17 protein-coding genes and 1 pseudogene are annotated in these 18,321 nt (G+C 60.1%); 14 read left to right on the top strand and 4 right to left on the bottom strand.

What is annotated here, in order from left to right:
• Positions 1-288, top strand: a pseudogene (locus P0D96_RS34650) (TAXI family TRAP transporter solute-binding subunit); the annotation flags it as partial.
• Positions 289-422: 134 nt separating this feature from the next.
• Here P0D96_RS34650 and P0D96_RS34645 read toward each other — a convergent pair.
• Entirely contained in the window at positions 423-1,370 is a 948-nt protein-coding gene (locus P0D96_RS34645) for a transporter (RefSeq protein ID WP_408318146.1), read from the bottom strand.
• Positions 1,371-1,730: 360 nt separating this feature from the next.
• On the opposite strand from P0D96_RS34645, the gene P0D96_RS34640 reads away from it, so the two are divergent.
• The 6 genes from P0D96_RS34640 (at position 1,731) to P0D96_RS34615 (ending at position 8,421) form a co-directional block, all read left to right on the top strand.
• The gene (locus P0D96_RS34640; protein ID WP_408318145.1) at positions 1,731-4,067 is read left to right on the top strand and encodes a DUF3141 domain-containing protein; all 2,337 of its coding nucleotides are present in this window, start codon (positions 1,731-1,733) and stop codon (positions 4,065-4,067) included.
• 36 nt (positions 4,068-4,103) lie between these two features.
• Entirely contained in the window at positions 4,104-5,042 is a 939-nt protein-coding gene (locus P0D96_RS34635; protein ID WP_408182161.1) for a phosphate acetyltransferase, read from the top strand.
• 4 nt (positions 5,043-5,046) lie between these two features.
• Positions 5,047-6,234 (top strand): acetate/propionate family kinase, encoded by a 1,188-nt coding sequence (locus P0D96_RS34630; protein ID WP_408182162.1) that lies wholly within the window; start codon positions 5,047-5,049, stop codon positions 6,232-6,234.
• A gap of 80 nt (positions 6,235-6,314) precedes the next feature.
• A complete protein-coding gene (gene fabI, locus P0D96_RS34625; protein WP_408182164.1) occupies positions 6,315-7,097 on the top strand; it encodes an enoyl-ACP reductase FabI in 783 nt (260 codons plus the stop codon).
• A gap of 24 nt (positions 7,098-7,121) precedes the next feature.
• Positions 7,122-7,379 (top strand): RNA-binding protein, encoded by a 258-nt coding sequence (locus P0D96_RS34620; RefSeq protein ID WP_132383151.1) that lies wholly within the window; start codon positions 7,122-7,124, stop codon positions 7,377-7,379.
• A gap of 154 nt (positions 7,380-7,533) precedes the next feature.
• Complete coding sequence (locus tag P0D96_RS34615; protein ID WP_408318142.1) at positions 7,534-8,421, top strand: hypothetical protein; 888 nt, start codon at positions 7,534-7,536, stop codon at positions 8,419-8,421.
• 219 nt (positions 8,422-8,640) lie between these two features.
• Here P0D96_RS34615 and P0D96_RS34610 read toward each other — a convergent pair whose 3' ends face one another.
• Positions 8,641-9,114, bottom strand: a complete 474-nt coding sequence (locus P0D96_RS34610) for a glycine zipper family protein (protein WP_408182169.1) — start codon at positions 9,112-9,114, stop codon at positions 8,641-8,643.
• 387 nt (positions 9,115-9,501) lie between these two features.
• Positions 9,502-9,798: a hypothetical protein gene (locus tag P0D96_RS48755; RefSeq protein WP_459252579.1), complete on the bottom strand. Its 297-nt coding sequence runs from the start codon at positions 9,796-9,798 to the stop codon at positions 9,502-9,504.
• A gap of 188 nt (positions 9,799-9,986) precedes the next feature.
• On the opposite strand from P0D96_RS48755, the gene P0D96_RS34600 reads away from it, so the two are divergent.
• Positions 9,987-10,385 carry an RT0821/Lpp0805 family surface protein gene (locus tag P0D96_RS34600; protein ID WP_132383157.1) on the top strand — a complete coding sequence of 133 codons (399 nt, stop codon included), beginning with the start codon at positions 9,987-9,989 and terminating at the stop codon, positions 10,383-10,385.
• A 32-nt stretch (positions 10,386-10,417) separates the two neighbouring features.
• On the opposite strand, the gene P0D96_RS34595 is transcribed toward P0D96_RS34600, so the two are convergent.
• On the bottom strand, positions 10,418-10,702 hold the full coding sequence (locus P0D96_RS34595; protein WP_408182175.1) for a hypothetical protein: 285 nt from the start codon (positions 10,700-10,702) through the stop codon (positions 10,418-10,420).
• 227 nt (positions 10,703-10,929) lie between these two features.
• Between P0D96_RS34595 and aspT the strand changes: the two genes are divergently transcribed.
• From aspT to P0D96_RS34565, 6 genes are all read left to right on the top strand, one after another.
• Positions 10,930-12,672 carry an aspartate-alanine antiporter gene (gene aspT / locus P0D96_RS34590; protein WP_408182177.1) on the top strand — a complete coding sequence of 581 codons (1,743 nt, stop codon included), beginning with the start codon at positions 10,930-10,932 and terminating at the stop codon, positions 12,670-12,672.
• Between the two features lie 57 nt (positions 12,673-12,729).
• Entirely contained in the window at positions 12,730-14,385 is a 1,656-nt protein-coding gene (locus P0D96_RS34585) for a bifunctional aspartate transaminase/aspartate 4-decarboxylase (protein WP_408182179.1), read from the top strand.
• 80 nt (positions 14,386-14,465) lie between these two features.
• Positions 14,466-15,845, top strand: a complete 1,380-nt coding sequence (gene gad / locus P0D96_RS34580; RefSeq protein ID WP_408182181.1) for a glutamate decarboxylase — start codon at positions 14,466-14,468, stop codon at positions 15,843-15,845.
• A gap of 33 nt (positions 15,846-15,878) precedes the next feature.
• On the top strand, positions 15,879-16,070 hold the full coding sequence (locus P0D96_RS34575) for a DUF2964 family protein (RefSeq protein ID WP_408318140.1): 192 nt from the start codon (positions 15,879-15,881) through the stop codon (positions 16,068-16,070).
• Positions 16,071-16,211: 141 nt separating this feature from the next.
• Entirely contained in the window at positions 16,212-16,799 is a 588-nt protein-coding gene (locus P0D96_RS34570; RefSeq protein WP_408182183.1) for a BPSL1445 family SYLF domain-containing lipoprotein, read from the top strand.
• Between the two features lie 350 nt (positions 16,800-17,149).
• Positions 17,150-18,253, top strand: a complete 1,104-nt coding sequence (locus tag P0D96_RS34565; RefSeq protein ID WP_408289613.1) for an AI-2E family transporter — start codon at positions 17,150-17,152, stop codon at positions 18,251-18,253.
• Positions 18,254-18,321 lie beyond the last annotated feature (68 nt).

Below are 18,321 nucleotides of genomic sequence, written 5' to 3'. Positions count from 1 at the left end.
ATAATGCTCGGCTTGCTACAGGCGTTGCCGCGCATGGTGGAGGGGCGGATCAAGAGACGGCTCGCGGTTTGGTACCGCGAAATCAAAGCGCTGGAAGATGAAATATGGAAAAACAGGCAACCGACCCGTGAGCAGATTACGCAATGGCGCGATGAAATCGAGGACATCGATGCACACGCCAGTCAGATACGGATACCGCAGCGCTATTTTCAGGATGTGTACGCGCTCAAACAGGCGATCAGTGTCGTCAGGGATCGGATTTCCCGAATTGCAGGAAACATCAAGTAATAGCCAACTTGCCTCTAGCAGGCACTCCGTGTCTACCCGGCAATGCCGTGGAGTCCTCTCGTATCTGGCCGAAGCCAAATGGCGCGACGTGCCATTGGCAAGCCCGTGTTGCACTCGCAGGCGCCGCGGCCTCTTCAGCGGTCGAACCAGCGGTACTGCAGCGTCAAGGCGATGGACGTGAAGTTGCCCCCGGCGCGTGTGACAAGACCGTGCGAATACGCGAGCTTCGTCGACCAGCCTCGTGCGATCGGCAAGGAAAAGGTGACACCGTAACGCACGTTGGCCTGGCGATCCTCACCCGGCACGTCGTTGACCGACGTTCGGCCTCCAGCGGCGTATCCGAAGTCGGCTGCGATCCAGAGTCCGGGGCGGAAGGTATAGCCGCTGTGCAATTGGAACGCCATCAAGGGGGCTTGAGAGCGCTGATTGCCGCCGAAGAAGTTATTGTTGCTCGTGAAGAACCACACTCCCGCGGACCCATCGACAAACCAGTCGCCCAGAGGCTGAGATACCCCTATTTCAGGTTTGAACGAGTACCGGTTCGCCCCGACATTCACGAGCCGGGAGCCCACGTACTGGCCGCTGGGCACGACTATCGTGAGGCTCGTGCCGACCGAAGTGGTCGACTGTGGTCTGATGAACGCCTCGACGGGCAAAGGCGGATTACCGAAAAGATTGAAGGCGAAGCGCAGCCGGATGTCGCCAAGGCCGGCGCGATGCACTTGCGTCGGTGCATCGATCACATTTCCACTGACATTGCCGCGCGCAAAGGGCGCCGCGATTCCGAACGATGCGGTGTGCCCCACGAGGCTAAAAGTCGAGACATAACCAAGCGAGTAGATGTTGAACCGAGCCTGCACGCCTGAGATCGGTAACGAAGAATCGGTCAGCACGTCGCCAGAAAGATAGGCCCAGGTTGCGACCAGGAAATGGGTGCCGATGGGCGACGGAGAATAGGTGCGTGGTTCGAGTTCCTGAGCGCACGTGGTGGTGACTGAAAACAGAAGTCCGACTGCGCTGTATTGGATTGGCGCCCACCGGCATGGACGACGTCTCATTGTCGACCCTGGGCTCGCGATCACGCGTGGAAATGAACGCGCGCCCGCACCTGAAGTATATGAGAGAGCATAGGCAACGAGCCTACCTGTCGCCCTCCGACGGAGGAATAGGACCTTGGTCCGATTGGCAGATATCGGAAGTCGCCACACCATGAAAACAAAAATCGGATAGTGCGGCTTGATGCAATCGCGCTCCCATGTGGCATTGCGGCAAAGGCTGCGGCGAGTGCTCCGCCGTTGCGCCAAAACCTGTTTGCGTGCGCGAAAAAGAGCACAACCCGACTGTCGGGAAGCATGTTGGCGGCGGCGCGAAAAGAGCGCGCGAACCGCGCGGTCGTTGCCATGGGGCTGTGCTCGCCTCGTGCACCTTTCAGGAGTCGCCGAATGGACGCAAGAACGCAGTTGTCCCGCAGTCAGGACATTGCCGCGAAAATCTCCCGCGTGCTGCAAAGGCGTACCCAGGTCGCGCAGGAGAATTTGAATGAACGACTAGGCGATGCGCTTGCCCGCGATCAGGATGACATTCGCTCGCAGGGTGCCATTCCGGCGTCATTTGATCCACTGCATACGTGGCAATACGTCACCGACGTCGCGCAGCGCTCGCTTCTCTTCTGGGACACGCTATACCAGCGCGGAACCGAGTTCGTCGAACGAAGTGCCGGTAGTCCGACGCCGGTGCTGCATTTCGAGTATGACATCGTGCTCGACGGTCGCAAGTTCGAGCGACCGGTCAACTATGCGTTGCTGCAGCTTCGTCCACCCGCAGGTGTGGATATCGACGTGAAGAAGCGTCCCTATTTGATCATTGATCCACGTGCCGGACACGGTCCCGGCATTGGCGGTTTCAAGGACGACTCGCAGGCAGGCGTCGCGCTTCGCGCGGGACATCCTGTTTTTTTCGTGGTGTTCTTTCGCGATCCCGAGCCCGGCCAGACGATGCTCGACGTTTGCAGCGCCGAGCAGCAGTTCGTGAGAAAGGTTCGCTCGCTGCATCCGGAGAGTCCAAAGCCGGCGGTCATCGGTAACTGCCAGGGAGGCTGGGCGGCAATGATGCTTGCGAGTTCCGATCCGGACGAGACCGGTCCCATCGTCATCAACGGTGCACCGATGTCGTACTGGAGCGGCGCCTGGAGCGAAGGCGAGGGCGACAATCCGATGCGCTACGCCGGCGGCCTTCTCGGGGGCTCGTGGCTCGCATCGTATGCGGCGGATCTGGGCAACGGCAAATTCGACGGGGCCCATCTGGTGCAGAACTTCGAGAATCTGAATCCAGCCAACACGTTCTGGGAAAAGTATTACCACCTGTTCGCGAATATCGATACCGAGCCGGCGCGTTTTCTGGAATTCGAGCGTTGGTGGGGAAGCTATTACCTGATGAATCGCGAGGAGATCGAGTGGATCACGCGCAATCTGTTCGTCGGCAACAAGCTCTGGTCGGGGGGAGTAAGCAGCGGTCACGGCGAGCCGTTCGATCTGCGCAAGATCCGTTCGCCGATCGTGCTGTTCGCTTCGATGGGCGATAACATCACGCCGCCTCAACAAGCGTTCAACTGGGTCGTGGACCTCTACAAAAGCACGGAAGAGATCAAGTCGCGAGGGCAGGTGATCGTTGGCCTGATGCATGAGGATATTGGCCATCTCGGCATCTTCGTCTCCGGGAGGGTCGCAAAGAAAGAGCATAAGCAGATCGTTTCCGTGCTGGAGACGATCGAAACATTTCCGCCGGGCCTCTACGGCATGTCGATCAACGAAGTCAAAGGCGGGTCCGGGGAGACGGAATACGAAGTCGAATTCCGTGAATGCCGGCTCGAGGACATCTCCGCGCATTTCAACCGATTCGGGCGCGTGGACGAGAAGCCGTTCGAGGCGGTGGCCGCGCTGTCGGAGTTGAATCAGCGAGTCTACGAACTTGTCGCGCAACCCGTGGTGCAGGCGATGTCCAACGAGACGAGCGCCCGCATGTTGCGCGAGTTTCATCCACTCCGGCTTCAGCGCTGGGCGTTGTCTGGAATGAATCCCTGGCTCGGATGGTTGCATCCGGCCGCGCAGGCGGTCAGAGAGAGTCGCCAACCGGCCGCCGCGGACAACCCTTGGCGCAAGCTTGAAGAGACCGGATCGGAAATCATCGGCGCGTCGCTCGACTACTACCGTGCGATGCGCGATGCGGCGACCGAGGCCGGTTTCTTCGGCATCTACGCGAACATGTATTCAATGTTTCTTGCCGACCGTTCACCCGACGGCGCCAATGTGGAAACGCTCACAACCGGTCCTCGCGACACGCCGTTCGTGCAGGCAGCGTTGCAGTCGATCAGCGAAGGCGGCTACACGGAGGCGCTGGCGCGCGCGGCGTTCCTTCTCGCACGCAAGGGTGCGTCTTTGCCGCTCGCGCGACTGGAGATGCGCAAGGAACTGGCTGAAATCTATACGGACTATCTGCCGGACATCAGTGCGGACCAATGGCGGCGCATACGAGGTGTCCAGGAGATCATCGCGCGTTACGAACCCGAAGCGGCCATTGCGACACTGCCGACGTTGCTCACCCGCGTCGAGGACCGTGAGCGCTTCCTGGAGCTGCTTGGAAAGCTCATGGCGGACGAACGCGTGTTGAATTCGGCGCCCGACGACGAGCAACTGGCGGCGCTCGAACGCATCCGCGCCGTACTCGTATCGCGCGTCGGTCGCAAGCGTCAGGGGTCCTTGCCCGACCGGGTTCGCACATGACCCGTGTTGCAATGCAGAACCACGAGGGGAACGTCGATGGAACCCAGACATGCGAAGTATGAGCGCCTGATCGAGTACTGCAGGAACTTGCCGCCACTGCCGACCGCAGTGGTGCATCCGTGCGACCACAGCTCGCTCGCAGGCGCCGTGGAGGCGGCCGGGATGGGCTTGATAGCGCCGCTGCTGGTCGGACCGCGCGCGCGTATCGAGTCGCTTGCCGAGGAGCATGGCATCAAGATATCCGAATTTACGATCGTCGATGCGCCGCATAGCCATGCCGCGGCCGCCGCAGCGGTGCAACTTGTGCGGGAAGGCAAGGCAGAGGCATTGATGAAAGGCAGTCTGCACACAGACGAGTTGATGGCGGAGGTGATCCGGCGCGATGCCGGCATGCGCAGCGCTCGACGCATCAGTCACTGTTTCGTCATGGACGTGCCGGAGTACGAACATGCGCTGATCATCACCGACGCCGCTATCAATATCGCGCCGACGCTGGAGGAGAAGGTCGATATTCTGCAGAACGCAATCGATCTTGGACACGCGTTGCTGTTTGACGAGGTGCGTGTAGCGATCCTGTCCGCAACCGAATCGGTCAATCCAAAAATCCCGTCGACGATCGAAGCGGCGGCGCTTTGCAAAATGGTGGACCGGCGCCAGATTACCGGCGCGCTGGTCGACGGCCCGCTCGCGCTCGATAACGCGATCAATGTCGAAGCCATGCGAATCAAACAGATCGATTCTCCGGTCGCCGGCCGGGCCAACGTGCTAATGGTGCCGGACCTCGAGTCCGGCAATATGCTCGCGAAAAGCCTGTCCTTTCTTGCTGGAGCAGATGCGGCGGGCATCGTTCTCGGTGCGCGCGTACCGATCATTCTGACCAGCCGCGCCGACTCCGTCACCACGCGTCTCGCGTCGTGTGCGGTTGCCGCGCTGGTGGCGAAAGCGCGGCGCGAGGCCGGCAAGGTAATCGGGTGACGATATGGCCGATGTGATCCTGGTCTTGAATGCGGGCTCGTCCAGCTTGAAGTTCAGTGCATTCGACGCGCAAACGCCTCGCCTCGACCTGGTCCTGCACGGTCAGGTCGAAGCGCTGTACACGAACCCTCGTTTTTGCTCGACGGGTAAGGACGGCGACGTGGATACCGAGGAATGGGGCACCGACTACCAACTGGGTCATCTTGGCGCAATCGAGTATCTCGCAGGTTTTCTGCGCAGCCATGGCGAGGGGCATCGCCTGATTGCGGTCGGTCATCGGGTCGTGCACGGCGGCCAGCGATTTTCCAGGGCGGTCATGGCGACGCCCGACGTGATCGACGAACTGGAATGCCTCAGCCCGCTTGCACCGCTGCATCAGACGCATAACCTCAAACCGATTCGGATCATCGCGCAATTGCGCCCCGAGATTCCGCAAGTTGCCTGCTTCGACACCATGTTTCACAACACGCAGACGGAAACCTCGAAGGCATACGCACTGCCTGCGTCGATTGCGGAGCGGGGCGTGCGCCGGTACGGTTTTCACGGGCTATCGTACGAATACATCGCCAGCGTGCTGCCGGAGGTCGCGCCGGCCGCTGCGGGCGGGCGTATCGTCGTGGCGCATCTCGGCAACGGTGCCAGCATGTGCGCAATGGTCGCGGGAAAGAGCGTTGCCAGCACGATGGGATTCACGGCCGTGGATGGGCTGCCTATGGGCACCCGTTGCGGAAGCCTCGACCCCGGCGTCATCCTGTATCTGCTCGACGAACTGAAGATGGATTCGCAGGAAATCGCAGACCTGATATACAAGCGCTCAGGTCTGCTCGGCATGTCGGGTGTCTCGAGCGACATGCGCACATTGTTGGCGAGCACCGATCCGCATGCGCGCTTTGCGCTCGACGTCTACACGTACCGGATTGCGCGCGAACTCGGCAGTCTTGCCGCGGCTATGCAGGGTATCGACGGCCTTGTGTTCACGGCCGGCGTCGGCGAGCACGCGGCGGCGATTCGCGAACGGGTGGTGCGTGACGCGGCGTGGCTAGGAGCCGAACTGGACGACGCGGCCAATCAGGCCGGCGGCCCGTTGATCAGCCGTCCTTCGAGCAAGGTATCGGTGTGGGCCATTCCAACCAACGAGGAACTCATGATCGCCCGGCATACGCAGTCTGTTACCGGTGCTTCGGCGTTGTGAAGCTAACTGGCGGACCACGGAAACCCGGGCAAGCATCGCGAACATTGTCCATCGCAGGCTTTCTATGAAGGAGTTCCACCATGCCGATCGAACAACCGCGGTTGATCCTGAAGGAGGCGAGAGCGCTGGTCACGGGCGTCGCCAACGAGCATTCGATTGCGTACGGTTGTGCAAAGGCATTTCATGAGCTCGGGGCCAGTCTCGCGCTCACCTACGCGAACGACAAGGCCAAGCCTTACGTGGAACCGCTTGCACAGGCGCTCAACGCAGAGATTTTCATGCCGCTCGACGTGACGCATGACGGCGAACTGGAGGCCGTCTTCGAGCAGGTCGACAAGGTGTGGGGGAATCTGGATATCCTCGTTCACGCCGTGGCATGGGCGCCGCAAAAGGACTTGCATGGCGGACTGCTGCAATCCTCGCGCGACGGCTTCCTGAGCGCAATGGACATTTCCTGCCATTCGTTCGTACGCATGGCGCGCCTTGCCGCGCCGTTAATGAAAGACGGCGGAACCATGCTGACCATGAGCTACTACGGCGCGAACAAAGTCGTGCCAAACTACAGCGTGATGGGGCCGGTCAAGGCGGCCCTCGAAGCCTGTACGCGATATCTGGCATTTGAGCTGGGGCCAAAGGGCATACGGGTGCATACCATTTCTCCCGGCCCGCTCAAGACACGCGCAGCTTCGGGCCTGAAGGATTTCGAGTTGCTGCTCAACGAGGCCGTACATCGTGCGCCGCTGGGCGAAGTGGTCGACATCATGGACGTGGGCTACACCTGCGCGTTTCTGGCCACGCCGTATGCGCGACGGCTCTCCGGCTCCACGTTGTATATCGACGGCGGACTGAACATCATGGCCTAGGGCAACTGGCAAGGAGCGACCATCATGGCTGAACTGCTGCTTGGAAATGTGGAAGAAACCGTCTCTGATGAGGAAATCAGCGAGTTCTTGATAAGGTACGGATTTCCTCAGTGCAGTGAGATCCGCCGTATAGCCGGTGCGGGCTCGCGGCCGGCGGCGTTGGTGATCTTCAACGATGTGACTGCCGACGGCCTGCGAAAACTGCAGACGCGTGTCCACAACATGTACTGGAAGAACCGCACGATCACCGCGCTGCTTCTTCCTGAGCGTGACGAATCATAGATATCGGCTGGAGCGGAACATGGGTCTGCTGTCGTGGTTGTTGACCGGAAAACGCACACCTGAAGAAGGCGATGTCCAGCAGACGAAGGAAATCGTTGATCGGATCGTCAAGCTCAGTCCGCAATTGCGTCTCGCGCGTGACTACGAGGCACGTATGGCGCCCGCAGTGCGCAAAGCGATCGATTATCTGACGCGCCTCGCGGAAGAGGTGCCCCCCGCGTGTGAAGCAAGCGCGGCTGCCTGGACAACGGATCCGTACATTCACGCTTTTTTTGCCGCGCCTGATGATGTTTGCGCGGTCTTTAGCCACTCGGAGGCAGTGCGCGCCTACTTCCGCGATCACCCTGAGGCGGAGGAAGCCTTCGCCGTGCTCGGAATGGCCATCATGGAAAAGAGCATTCTCGGCGTGGCGCAACATGGGGCAACGATCCGGACCGACGTCGTGCAGACGACGGTCAGCTTTAGCGATCATCAGGTGCGCGTTTGCGGTGTGTCGGAAGCAGCGCTTCGGCGGGAAATCGTGCTGCGGGTCGTCGACCAGCTTGCGCTCGAGGGAATCAGCAAAATCGAGGCGGACGAGTCACGGCGTGGTTCGCTCGAACAGGAGCGGGCGCTGCTCAGGACACGTCTTGCACTGCTCGAACGGCAGGGGGCCGGGGTGCGCTCGCTGCTGGGCAGCGAAGCGTCGTGCAACCCAGCGGAAGCCATGCGCCTGCAGGCGCGCATCGAAGAGAACAATCAGGCTCTGGCGAGTCTGGGCCTGAAGACCGAAGCGCTGGAGCGAGAACTGGATGTGATTTGCGGCGTGCTGTCGTCACCGGACTCGCATTTCTACATCTTGAAGAAGACATTCCGGCTGGACCGGTTGAACGTCATCGTGGAGGAAGTGGGCATCCGCCCGGCAGAAGAAATAGAGTTTCGGATAGCCCGTTTGCCTGCGAGTCCGGAGACGATGCGCGCCTACGCGATGGTGCGCTTTCAGCGTAGCAACCTTCTGCCGGTCCGCAGCATGTTGACGGAAGCCGGGCGGTTGCTGATTTGACGGAAGGCCTCTCATGCCCCGTGCCGGGTAGCTGGCACAGAGGGTGGCTCCGTCTGTGCGAACCCCGTGTTGGTGAGAGCCACGAGCGTCGCCACGATGGTGAGCTTGCTGTCTCTCATGCTGCTGTCCTTTGACGCATACGCGCATCGTGTTTTGCGGCCTGATTGGCCGCCTTTTCCTTCATGACGGACGCGCGTCGCGTTGCCCTTACGATGCCGCTCACTTGATCGTGTAGCCACGACCTTCCATGCAAGCAGCGTAGGCACGGTTGAAGGTGTCCATGGCGCCTTGCGACTGCGACTGCGCCGATGTCGACGCAGCGCGCCGGTTTTGCCGGGCGCGTGAGCCGCCGACCATCGTTCCGGCCGTGGCGCCGACCGCCGCGCCTTTTCCTGCGTCACCGGCTATGGCTCCGATCACCGCTCCGCCTGCCGCGCCACGCGCCGCGCCTTGAACGCGTTCGCCTCCGCCCACTGCCGGTCCAGAAGGCGGCGGCGGGGCGTTGGCCACGGCAGTTGGATCGACTCCGGTGTTAGTCTTGGCCCACGAATAACATGCTCCGTCGTCCTGCTGCTGTTTTTGCTGGCTTTGACCCTTGGCGGGATAAGCGATTGGCTTTCCCTGCGCGGCGACGTCAACTGATATCAATGCGGCTAAAGTGGCAAAAACGCAGTACTTCGTTAACGTATTCACGGCAGCTCCTTGCTTGAGCCCACGCTAATGCAGGTCACCGGTCACCGGTCACCGGTCACCTGAATGCGAGCCCGTAACCGACACCGTCATGGCAATTCTGCCGGGATCTCGCGCTGGGCGATGTGTGTGCAACAACGGCAGGTTGGCTTTTATCATTGCGTTCCCGTCATACCGCGCGCAATCGGACTAAGGTCGTATTTTTGCCGTTCGGCGCCTCGTCAGTCTCTGAGATCGATGATCTAAGACCAAGGTCCGATTGGTATCGCACTGGCTCACCTATAAGCTGCAATGGCGGCTGGCGATCCGCCGCGCTGGGCCTCGATCGCCGCACTAACGGCCGTGCTGATAGCTGGCATGTGCCTCATTGCGTGGTTGCTGCGTCTCAGTTCATTGGTCAATTTCACCGGCGAGACACGTGCGCGAGATAGTCTGGCTGAAGATCCGCTCCACCGCTGAGCCGGTCAGACTCCTGATCTTTACCTGTCCGCGTCGCCCGTTGTCGATCTGGCGGGCGCGCGAATGCTCAAGACGTTGCATGAAGCACTTCAGACAGCCGCGATAGAGATGAAAGTGGTCGCCGCGCACGGAGACGTGCGAGATATGCTTCGCGCCGAGGGTCTCGAAGATCGCCTCGGTCTCATCGATCGGTGCAACTAGGTCGCGGACTTCGTCGACGAATTCCATTCACGAAAAGTATGACCGACGGAACCGATGCAGCCGCTCACATCAACGGATAGAGCAGGCAGCGGTTGGATGAGGCCGCGAGGCCGTGTCTCTCAGCGCATCTGCATGACGCTATCGCTGTTTTTGTCGTGCCAGCGCCGAGGGCAATGCTATTGCTTTCCGGATCCGCTATTGAGGGAGATACACCGATGCCCGCCCAATCTCGCGTTGCGATACACGTTCTACCGCACTGGTTGATAGGTGCGGCTCTGCTGGCCGGAGCGACTGTCGGCTACGCTGGAAACCTGAACTTCCTGAAAGATACGCCGATCAGTTACATGAGGGAAGCTGACCGGAAAGCACTTAACGACGCCGCGCAGACCGCGCTTGAGACAAAGAAGGATGGTGAAACGTTGGAATGGAACAACGCGGGCACCGGCAACCCCGTATCCATCAAGGGCACGGTGACTCCGCACGATACCTCGCACAAGGGCGATCGAACCTGTCGGACGACGACGCTCGTGGCTATCGCAAAGGGCCAGACGCAAAGCTGGATGCCCACCGTTTGTAAGCACGGCAACGGCCTCTGGAAGATACTGAGGCAATGAGCTGGCGGAGGCGTCCCCCGCCGCGGGGGAATTCAATGAACCGGGTGCGACTGCCAAGTCACGAACTCGCTATCGAAGTCGGCAACTGGTATGTCGAACGAGCAAGAACCTGAGGTGAAGGCGAGTCGCACCCGATGCTTCATTTCGTTCTGGTAAATCCACTTGCAGAGGGTCTCGCCTGAACAGCCGGACCAGGCTGCAATCAATGCGCTCGCCTTCCATTGCGATGATGCCCAGCCCGCTATGCGTGAATCATTCGGAGCGCCGTTGCCGTGCTTCGGGCGAATATCCGGTGACTTCTTTCTGTCATTTTCCATCACTCCATTCTCTTAAAGATCTGGAGTATTCGGAAAATCCAGGCAGGGGTATGTCTGTGAGACCAAGGTCGTATTGTTTCGTACCGCGAGAGGAATCATTGTAGTACAGGAGATACCGATTTGAGAGACGGGAATATTTCTCAATCAAGACTGGCGACCACAATTCGTTTATCAATGCACCCGCTCGCACATCGGTGTCAATGGGTGAACTGCAGACGAGGGCTACCATGGCATGGCTAGCTGGAACGTTACAGCGCTATCCCGAGATCGCGATATTCCTGTCACTCGGAATTGGGTATTGGGTCGGCGGAAAGAGCTTCAAGGGCTTCAGTCTGGGTGCCGTCACGGCGACGCTATTGGCTGCCATCGCAATCGGGCAGCTTCACATCACCGTATCGCCCAACGTCAAGTCGGTGTTCTTCCTGATGTTCCTGTTCGCCGTGGGCTATGGGGTGGGGCCGCAGTTTGTGCGCGGCATTGCCAAAGACGGCTTGCCGCAGGCACTGTTTGCTGTGGTGCAATGTCTGCTGTGTCTAGGCGCGGCGGTTATCGCGGCCAGACTGGCCGGCTACGACATCGGATCGGCGGCCGGACTCTTCGCCGGCTCGCAGACCATCTCCGCGTCGATGGGGCTTGCGACGGATGCCATCAATCGGCTTGCGTTACCACCCGATCAGGCGAAAGCACTGCTGGACGCGATGCCGACCGCCTACGCCATTTCTTACATTTTTGGCACGATCGGCTCCGCGGTGATCCTCGCGACTCTCGGGCCGAAGCTGTTGCGCATTGACCTGGTTGCGGCATGCAAGGAGTACGAGGCCAGTCTGGGCGGTACGAAAGAAATGGGTGGTGCAGACCAGGCCTGGCACCGGTACGAACTGCGTGCCTATCGGGTCTTGCCGGGAAGCCCGGCTTGCGGCAAGACCGTCAGTGAGCTCGAAGCGCTCCAGCCGAAAGGGATGCGCCTGTATATCGAACGGATCAGGCGTGGGGGCACCGTCTCCGAAGCCACGCTCGATCAGGTGCTGCAGGCCGACGATGTGGTGGCGATAGCCGGTCCTCGGGACCAGCTCGTCGCGGTGTTCGGGGCAAGCGGCACGAGTGACGAGACAGGCGGTGAGCTGGTCGCCGTTCGCAAGGCGAGGGCCACGGAAGTAGACGACCCCGAGCTTCTGGCAGTCCCCGCGGAGGGCGTGGACGTTTATGTCACGAGCAAGGAAGTGGACGGCAAGACGTTGCAGGAACTTGCAAACTCGCCGCTTGCGCGCGGCATTTATCTGAGGAAGATCAAACGGGGCCCCACGGAAACTCAAATACCTATTCTACCGAGTACGGAGTTGCATCGCGGCGACACGATAACGATCGTCGGACGCACGCAGGATACGACCGCCGCGGCGAAAGTACTCGGCGTACTCGACCGGGCCACCAACCTGACAGACGTTGCGTTTGTCAGCCTGGCGATTACCGTCGGCGCGATGGTGGGTGCGATCGTCATCGATGTCGCGGGCATTCCAATCACGCTGTCGACCGCGGGCGGCGCACTGATTGCCGGTCTGATATTCGGCTGGCTGCGGGCAATCCATCCGACCTTCGGCCGCATCCCGGAACCCACGGTATGGTTCATGAATTCGGTCGGCCTCAACGTGTTCATTGCCGTGATCGGCCTCACAGCGGGACCGGGATTCGTCTCCGGATTGCAGCACCTCGGCATCGGTCTGTTCTTGTGGGGCATCTTCGCTACCACTGTTCCTCTGATCCTCGGCATGTTCATCGCTCGCTACGTGTTCCATTTTCATCCGGCCATCCTGCTCGGTGTGTGTGCCGGAGCGAGAACAACGACCGCGGCATTGGGGATGATCTGTGACTCGGCAAAAAGCCAGATCCCGGGACTCGGATATACCGTGACTTACGCGGTGGGCAATACGCTTCTGACCATCTGGGGCATGGTGATCGTGATGATCCTGTCCTAGCCCGGTGCGTCGTGACTGGCGACGCCTATCCCGGAAACTTCATCGTGGAGACAGCAAATGGCAAAGCGGGACAAAGCTGAATCGGATGAGGCCGCGAAGCTGGCGGCGCTCAGTCCGTTCGAATTGAAAGATGAGTTGATCAAGGCAGCGGGTGGCGGCGCAGTGGAGCGAGCCGCGAACCTTGCGATGCTCAATGCCGGTCGCGGTAATCCTAATTTTCTCGCGACGATTCCACGTCATGGCTTCTGGCAACTCGGTCTGTTTGCGATGCGTGAAGCGGAGCGTTCGTTCGCGTACATGCCGGAAGGCATCGGCGGTTTTCCGAAGCGCGACGGACTCGTCGAGCGCTTCGAACTGTTCCTGCGCGGGAACAAGGGCGTGCCGGGCATCGACTTCCTGGCTAGCGCCGTATCCTATGTGCGCGATCAGCTCGGACTGTCGGCCGGCGACTTCCTGTATGAGATGTGCGAGGGCATTCTGGCGTCGAACTATCCTGTGCCCGACCGGATGCTGAAGCTGTCGGAGCAAATCGTCGGCCAGTATCTGCGTCGTGAGATGATCGGTGACCATCCGTTCATCGGCGAGTTCGACATTTTTGCGGTCGAAGGTGGCACCGCGGCGATGACCTATATATTCAACACGATGCGCGAGAACCGGTTGATCAAGCCGGGCGATACGATCGCGCTTGGCATGCCCATCTTTACGCCCTACATCGAAATTCCGACCCTGAACGACTATCAGCTAACCGTCGTCAATGTGAATGCCGATGTGGAGAAGAACTGGCAGTACTCGAAGAAAGAACTCGACAAGCTTCGCGATCCAAAGGTGAAGGCGTTCTTCCTCGTCAATCCGAGCAATCCGCCGTCCGTGCGAATCAACGACGAGAGTCTCGAATACATTGCCGAAATCGTGAAGGAGCGGCCTGATCTGATTCTGCTGACCGACGACGTGTACGGCACGTTCGCCGACGGTTTTGTGTCGCTGTTCGCGCTCGCGCCGAGAAACACCATCCTTGTGTACTCGTACTCGAAGTACTTCGGCGCAACCGGCTGGCGTCTGGGCACGATCGTCACGCACCGCGACAACATTCTCGACAAGTTGATCGCCGACCTGCCTAAAGACGCAAGGAAGGAACTGCACAAGCGTTATGAATCGATCACGACCGAGCCGGACAAGCTCAAGTTCATCGACCGCCTGGTCGCCGATAGCCGAACGGTCGCACTGAACCACACGGCGGGCCTATCGACGCCGCAGCAGGTGCAGATGGTGCTGTTCTCGCTGTTCTCGCTGATGGACACGCCTGACGCATACAAGAATGCGCTGAAACGGCTGATCCGCAGCCGGAAACGGGCGCTGTATGAAGAAATCGGTATTTCGTTCGACGACAACGACAAGAACCAGGTCGACTACTACACAATCCTCGACATGGAGTTTCTTGGCGAGCGCGCGTACGGACGCGATTTTGTCGAGTGGCTCATGAAGAATACGGAACCAACCGAATTGCTCTTCAGGCTGGCGCGCGAAGCGCGCGTGGTCCTGCTTCCGGGGCGCGGATTCGGTACGGCTCATCCGTCCGGTCGAGTGTCGCTCGCGAACCTGAACGAGTCCGACTATCGAAAGATAGGACGCGCCATTCGCGCGCTGCTTGCCGACTATGTCGAACGCTACAACGCCTCGACCGGCAATACGCTCGACAAAAATAGGGTTCTGTAGACATCGACCTTGGACACTCCGTAGAGCCTGCCGGCCACCGCGGCTTGCGCATGGAACCTCTTTTCAGTGAGGATTGCCAGATGAGCACGTCAATCGAAAAGATCACGCCTTATGACGAATTCAACTTCCCCATTCCGGAGAATGAATTCCCCAAAGACGGGATGTCCGCCCGCGCAGCGGCCGGAATCGTCATCAGCTCCGAGTGGACCGATGCGAACCCGATGCTGAACATGTCGTCGTTCGTTACCACGTGGGCCGAACCGGAGGCCGCGGAAACGGCGAAACGCAACATCTTCAAGAATTACATCGACCACGACATGTATCCGCAAGTGTTCGCGATGGAAACTCGCATGGTCAAGTGGTTGCATCAGCTATGGAACGGCCCCAAAGGAGTGGAGCCATACGGCACGGCGACGGTAGGCTCGTCCGAGGCCTGCATGCTGGCCGGTCTCGCACACAAGTGGAACTGGCGGAAGAAAAGGGAAGGCGAGGGCAAGGATGTGACTCGCCCCAACATGGTGACCGGCGGAAACGTGCAAATCGTGTGGAAAAAGTTTCTTCGCTACTTCGATGTCGAACCGCGCATCGTGCCGTTGAGTCCAGGCAACTACCGGTTGACGGCGGAGAGTCTCGACAAGTACGTCGACGAAAACACCATCGCTGTCGTCGCCATCGCGGGACAGACATTCACTGGCGAGGACGACGATATCCAGGGCATTCATGACTGGCTCGACGACTACGAGAAACGGACTGGCATTTCGATTCCGATGCACATCGACGGAGCATCGGGCGGATTCGTCAATCCATTCCTCTATCCCGACTACAAATGGGACTTCCGGCTGCCGCGCGTGCAGTCTATCAATGCGTCGGGGCATAAATATGGCCTGGTTCCTCCCGGCCTCGGTTGGGTCGTCTTTCGCGAACGAAAGGTGTTCAACGAAGAACTTGTTTTCTATGTCAACTATCTGGGCGGCGAAATGCCGACCGCGACATTGAACTTCAGTCGCAACGCCTTTCAGGTGGCCGTGCAGTACTACATGTTCATCCGCCACGGCTTCGAAGGCTACAGAAGAATCATGCAGCATACGTTGGACAATGCGATCGCGTTGCGGCGAATTCTTGTCGATAGCGGGTACTTCAACGTCATGAACGAGGCGCAGCGGATTCCTGTGGTTGCGGTGACACTCGCTAGCAAGATCAAGAATTTCAATGAATTCGACGTGTCGAACAAGGTGCGTGAGAAAGGCTGGGTACTCGCTGCCTACACCATGCCGCCCAATGCCGAGACGGTCACGAGCCTGCGGGTCGTGGTGAGGCCGCACATCAATCGCAATGTGGCGGAACTACTCGCCGGCGACATCGTCAGTGCCTGCAAATACCTCGAGAAAAATGGCGGAAACGCTCCACCGCCGACGCTGCACGCACATCCCTCGGGAACGGCGGCGCCGACCAAATGCTGAGGATGGCAAACGATGCAGCCGGGAGAACTCACTATGGCGAGCGCAGAAAGCAGGATCGTCCTGGCGGTGATTGCTGTATTCGTAGCGCTGGGTGGAATTGCGTCGTCGATCCGAGGCTTGCTTTACGAGAGCCCGGCTCTTGTTCATATCGGGGCGTATGCGATGGTGCTCGGCGTCGCCTGCTTCGTGCTGCTGCTCCGTCCGGGTAAGGGAGCCGGCAAGTAAGGTGAGAGGACCTAGTGTCGGCCCGTACGGCCTGGCGCGTCGCGCTCGGTTGTCAGAGCGCCGGATCGAACGGGATCGAAGGATGGAGCGGCGAGACTCACGCACCGGGGATTTACCTCGGAAACACAATGGAGGTCGATGATGAACAGACGGAATTTTGTACTAAAAGTAGCGGCTGTCAGCACCGCGGCGAGTTTGACGCTCGCGGGCTGCTCCGTGACGCCGGGCAGCGGCAAAAGCCCTGAAACCGATGCATCGAAGCGCCAGGCGATCGACGCGAGTGTTGACGGTACGTTGAGCCGGCTTTTCGCGACGATCAAGGGCTCGCACGAACTCGCAGCGAAAGCCCAAGGCATCCTTGTGTTCCCGGATGTGAAGAAGGCGGCCTTCATTGCTGGGGCAGAGTATGGCGAAGGCGCATTGCGTGTGGGTGGCACGACAGCGGGCTACTACAGCACAGCGGCTGCTTCATTTGGATTCCAGGCCGGTGCCCAGTCGACGGCAGTCATTTTCATGTTCATGACGCGGGACGCGCTCGACAAGTTCCGCAACGCGGCTGGGTGGTCGGTTGGCGGCGACGCGGCGGTGTCAATCTTGAAAGTGGGTGCGAACGGCACAATCGACACGACATCAGTCTCCTCGCAGGTCGTGGCCCTCGTGTTGACCAATGCCGGGCTGATGGCGGACGCTTCGCTCAACGGCGCCAAGGTGACAAGGCTGAATCTGTGAAAGTGAAACGCGGCCTGCCCCAGATACGCCAGCCTGCCTGACCGGTAGTGACGGGCGCGGGGCTGGCGGAGCGCCGCGCGTCCGGTGCGGACGACGTTCGGGCGTACGAATGCGCCGCGGGCCCGGTCGTCGATCAGCCCGCCACGCGGACGTAGCCGGCGGCGCATCTACCCGCACGGAAGCGGTCGCGATATCCGTCACGCCCAGCATGAACAACTCGCTGGCGATGAATCGACTATCTTTCAGAGAGATGGGTGCAGTGGCATGGTTCTGTTCCGACTACCATGGTTATGGGCGTGCCCTGGATTGTCGCCAGCAGATCATCGAGGCGACCTGCTGGGAGACAAGTTATGTTGCTCACACCGATTACCGAACGGGTGTTGTCCAGGCAATTGCTCGATGTTCTGATCCGTGCCGGACTCATTGCCGTTCTGGCTGTTTTCTGTTTCCGGATCTTCGCCCCGTTCCTCAACCTCATGGTCTGGGCGCTCGTCCTCGCGATCACGCTGTATCCGCTCCAGGTCAGACTCAGGCGTACGCTTGCCAACAAGGACGGCCTGATCGCCACTCTGATCATTCTGGTTGCGTTTGCCGTCATTCTCGTGCCGACCTATATGCTGGGCGTTGCGGTGGCCGACTCGTTGGAGAGCGTGGTGGCCGTCATCAAGAGCGGCAGCTTTCACATTCCTGCGCCGGCCGATTCGGTTGCCAGTTGGCCGCTGGTCGGGCAGAAGGTGCACGACTTCTGGCAACAGGCCTCGACGGACCTCACCGGTCTCGCGCACCGGTTCGCACCTCAGCTCAAGGAAGCCGGACTTGCATTGCTCGCCACGGTCACCGGCCTGTCGGCGGGACTGCTGATCTTTTTCGTCGCGCTGATCGTCGCGGGGATTCTGATGGCTCACGGCGAGACAGGTCATAAAAGCGCGGCGCAGATCGCTGCGCGCATCTCCGGTCCCGAGACCGGCCCGCAGATCACGGAGCTCTGTACGGCCACGATTCGCGCCGTGGCACAAGGCGTGGTGGGGATCGCGTTTATCCAGATGTTGTTGATTGGCATCGGCTTCGTGATGATGGGCATTCCCGGTGCGGGCCTGCTGGCGCTCGCCGTGCTGCTGATCGGCGTCATGCAGTTGCCGGCCACGCTGATCACGGCGCCTGTGATCGTCTTTGTCATCGTCACCGAGGGTGTCAGTACCACGACGATCATCTTCGCGGTCTACGTGTTCGTCGCGGGGCTCGTCGACAACGTGCTCAAGCCATTGCTACTGGGACGCGGCGTCGCCGTGCCGATGCCTGTCGTGCTGATCGGCGCGCTCGGCGGCATGGTATCGGGCGGCGTCATCGGCCTGTTCATCGGTCCAGTGATGCTTGCGGTCGGGTATCGACTGTTCTGGCGATGGGTGAAAGACCAATCCGGTCCCGAGCAGCCGAAAGAAGAGCGGCAGGCCTGATGCTGCCTGGGCCGATCGGTGGACGTGAGGCGCGTGCTGAGTTGGGCATCGAGGTTGCCGGCCGCTAG

Source organism: Paraburkholderia sp. RL17-347-BIC-D (genome assembly GCF_046027915.1).
Lineage (GTDB): Bacteria > Pseudomonadota > Gammaproteobacteria > Burkholderiales > Burkholderiaceae > Paraburkholderia.
The sequence above is the reverse complement of the archived record's forward strand: the minus strand, read 5'-3'. Positions and strand labels throughout refer to the sequence as shown.

What these genes read in the sequence shown, in the direction of transcription:
- P0D96_RS34585 (WP_408182179.1), top strand. Translation starts at nt 12,730, where the DNA reads ATGGCAAAGCGGGACAAAGCTGAATCGGATGAGGCCGCGAAGCTGGCG.
- P0D96_RS34635 (WP_408182161.1), top strand. Translation starts at nt 4,104, where the DNA reads ATGGAACCCAGACATGCGAAGTATGAGCGCCTGATCGAGTACTGCAGG.
- P0D96_RS34595 (WP_408182175.1), bottom strand. Translation starts at nt 10,702, where the DNA reads ATGGAAAATGACAGAAAGAAGTCACCGGATATTCGCCCGAAGCACGGC.
- P0D96_RS34640 (WP_408318145.1), top strand. Translation starts at nt 1,731, where the DNA reads ATGGACGCAAGAACGCAGTTGTCCCGCAGTCAGGACATTGCCGCGAAA.
- P0D96_RS34565 (WP_408289613.1), top strand. Translation starts at nt 17,150, where the DNA reads ATGTTGCTCACACCGATTACCGAACGGGTGTTGTCCAGGCAATTGCTC.
- P0D96_RS34630 (WP_408182162.1), top strand. Translation starts at nt 5,047, where the DNA reads ATGGCCGATGTGATCCTGGTCTTGAATGCGGGCTCGTCCAGCTTGAAG.
- P0D96_RS34575 (WP_408318140.1), top strand. Translation starts at nt 15,879, where the DNA reads ATGGCGAGCGCAGAAAGCAGGATCGTCCTGGCGGTGATTGCTGTATTC.
- gad (WP_408182181.1), top strand. Translation starts at nt 14,466, where the DNA reads ATGAGCACGTCAATCGAAAAGATCACGCCTTATGACGAATTCAACTTC.
- P0D96_RS34615 (WP_408318142.1), top strand. Translation starts at nt 7,534, where the DNA reads ATGGCGCCCGCAGTGCGCAAAGCGATCGATTATCTGACGCGCCTCGCG.
- P0D96_RS48755 (WP_459252579.1), bottom strand. Translation starts at nt 9,798, where the DNA reads ATGGAATTCGTCGACGAAGTCCGCGACCTAGTTGCACCGATCGATGAG.
- P0D96_RS34620 (WP_132383151.1), top strand. Translation starts at nt 7,122, where the DNA reads ATGGCTGAACTGCTGCTTGGAAATGTGGAAGAAACCGTCTCTGATGAG.
- P0D96_RS34570 (WP_408182183.1), top strand. Translation starts at nt 16,212, where the DNA reads ATGAACAGACGGAATTTTGTACTAAAAGTAGCGGCTGTCAGCACCGCG.
- P0D96_RS34600 (WP_132383157.1), top strand. Translation starts at nt 9,987, where the DNA reads ATGCCCGCCCAATCTCGCGTTGCGATACACGTTCTACCGCACTGGTTG.
- aspT (WP_408182177.1), top strand. Translation starts at nt 10,930, where the DNA reads ATGGCATGGCTAGCTGGAACGTTACAGCGCTATCCCGAGATCGCGATA.
- fabI (WP_408182164.1), top strand. Translation starts at nt 6,315, where the DNA reads ATGCCGATCGAACAACCGCGGTTGATCCTGAAGGAGGCGAGAGCGCTG.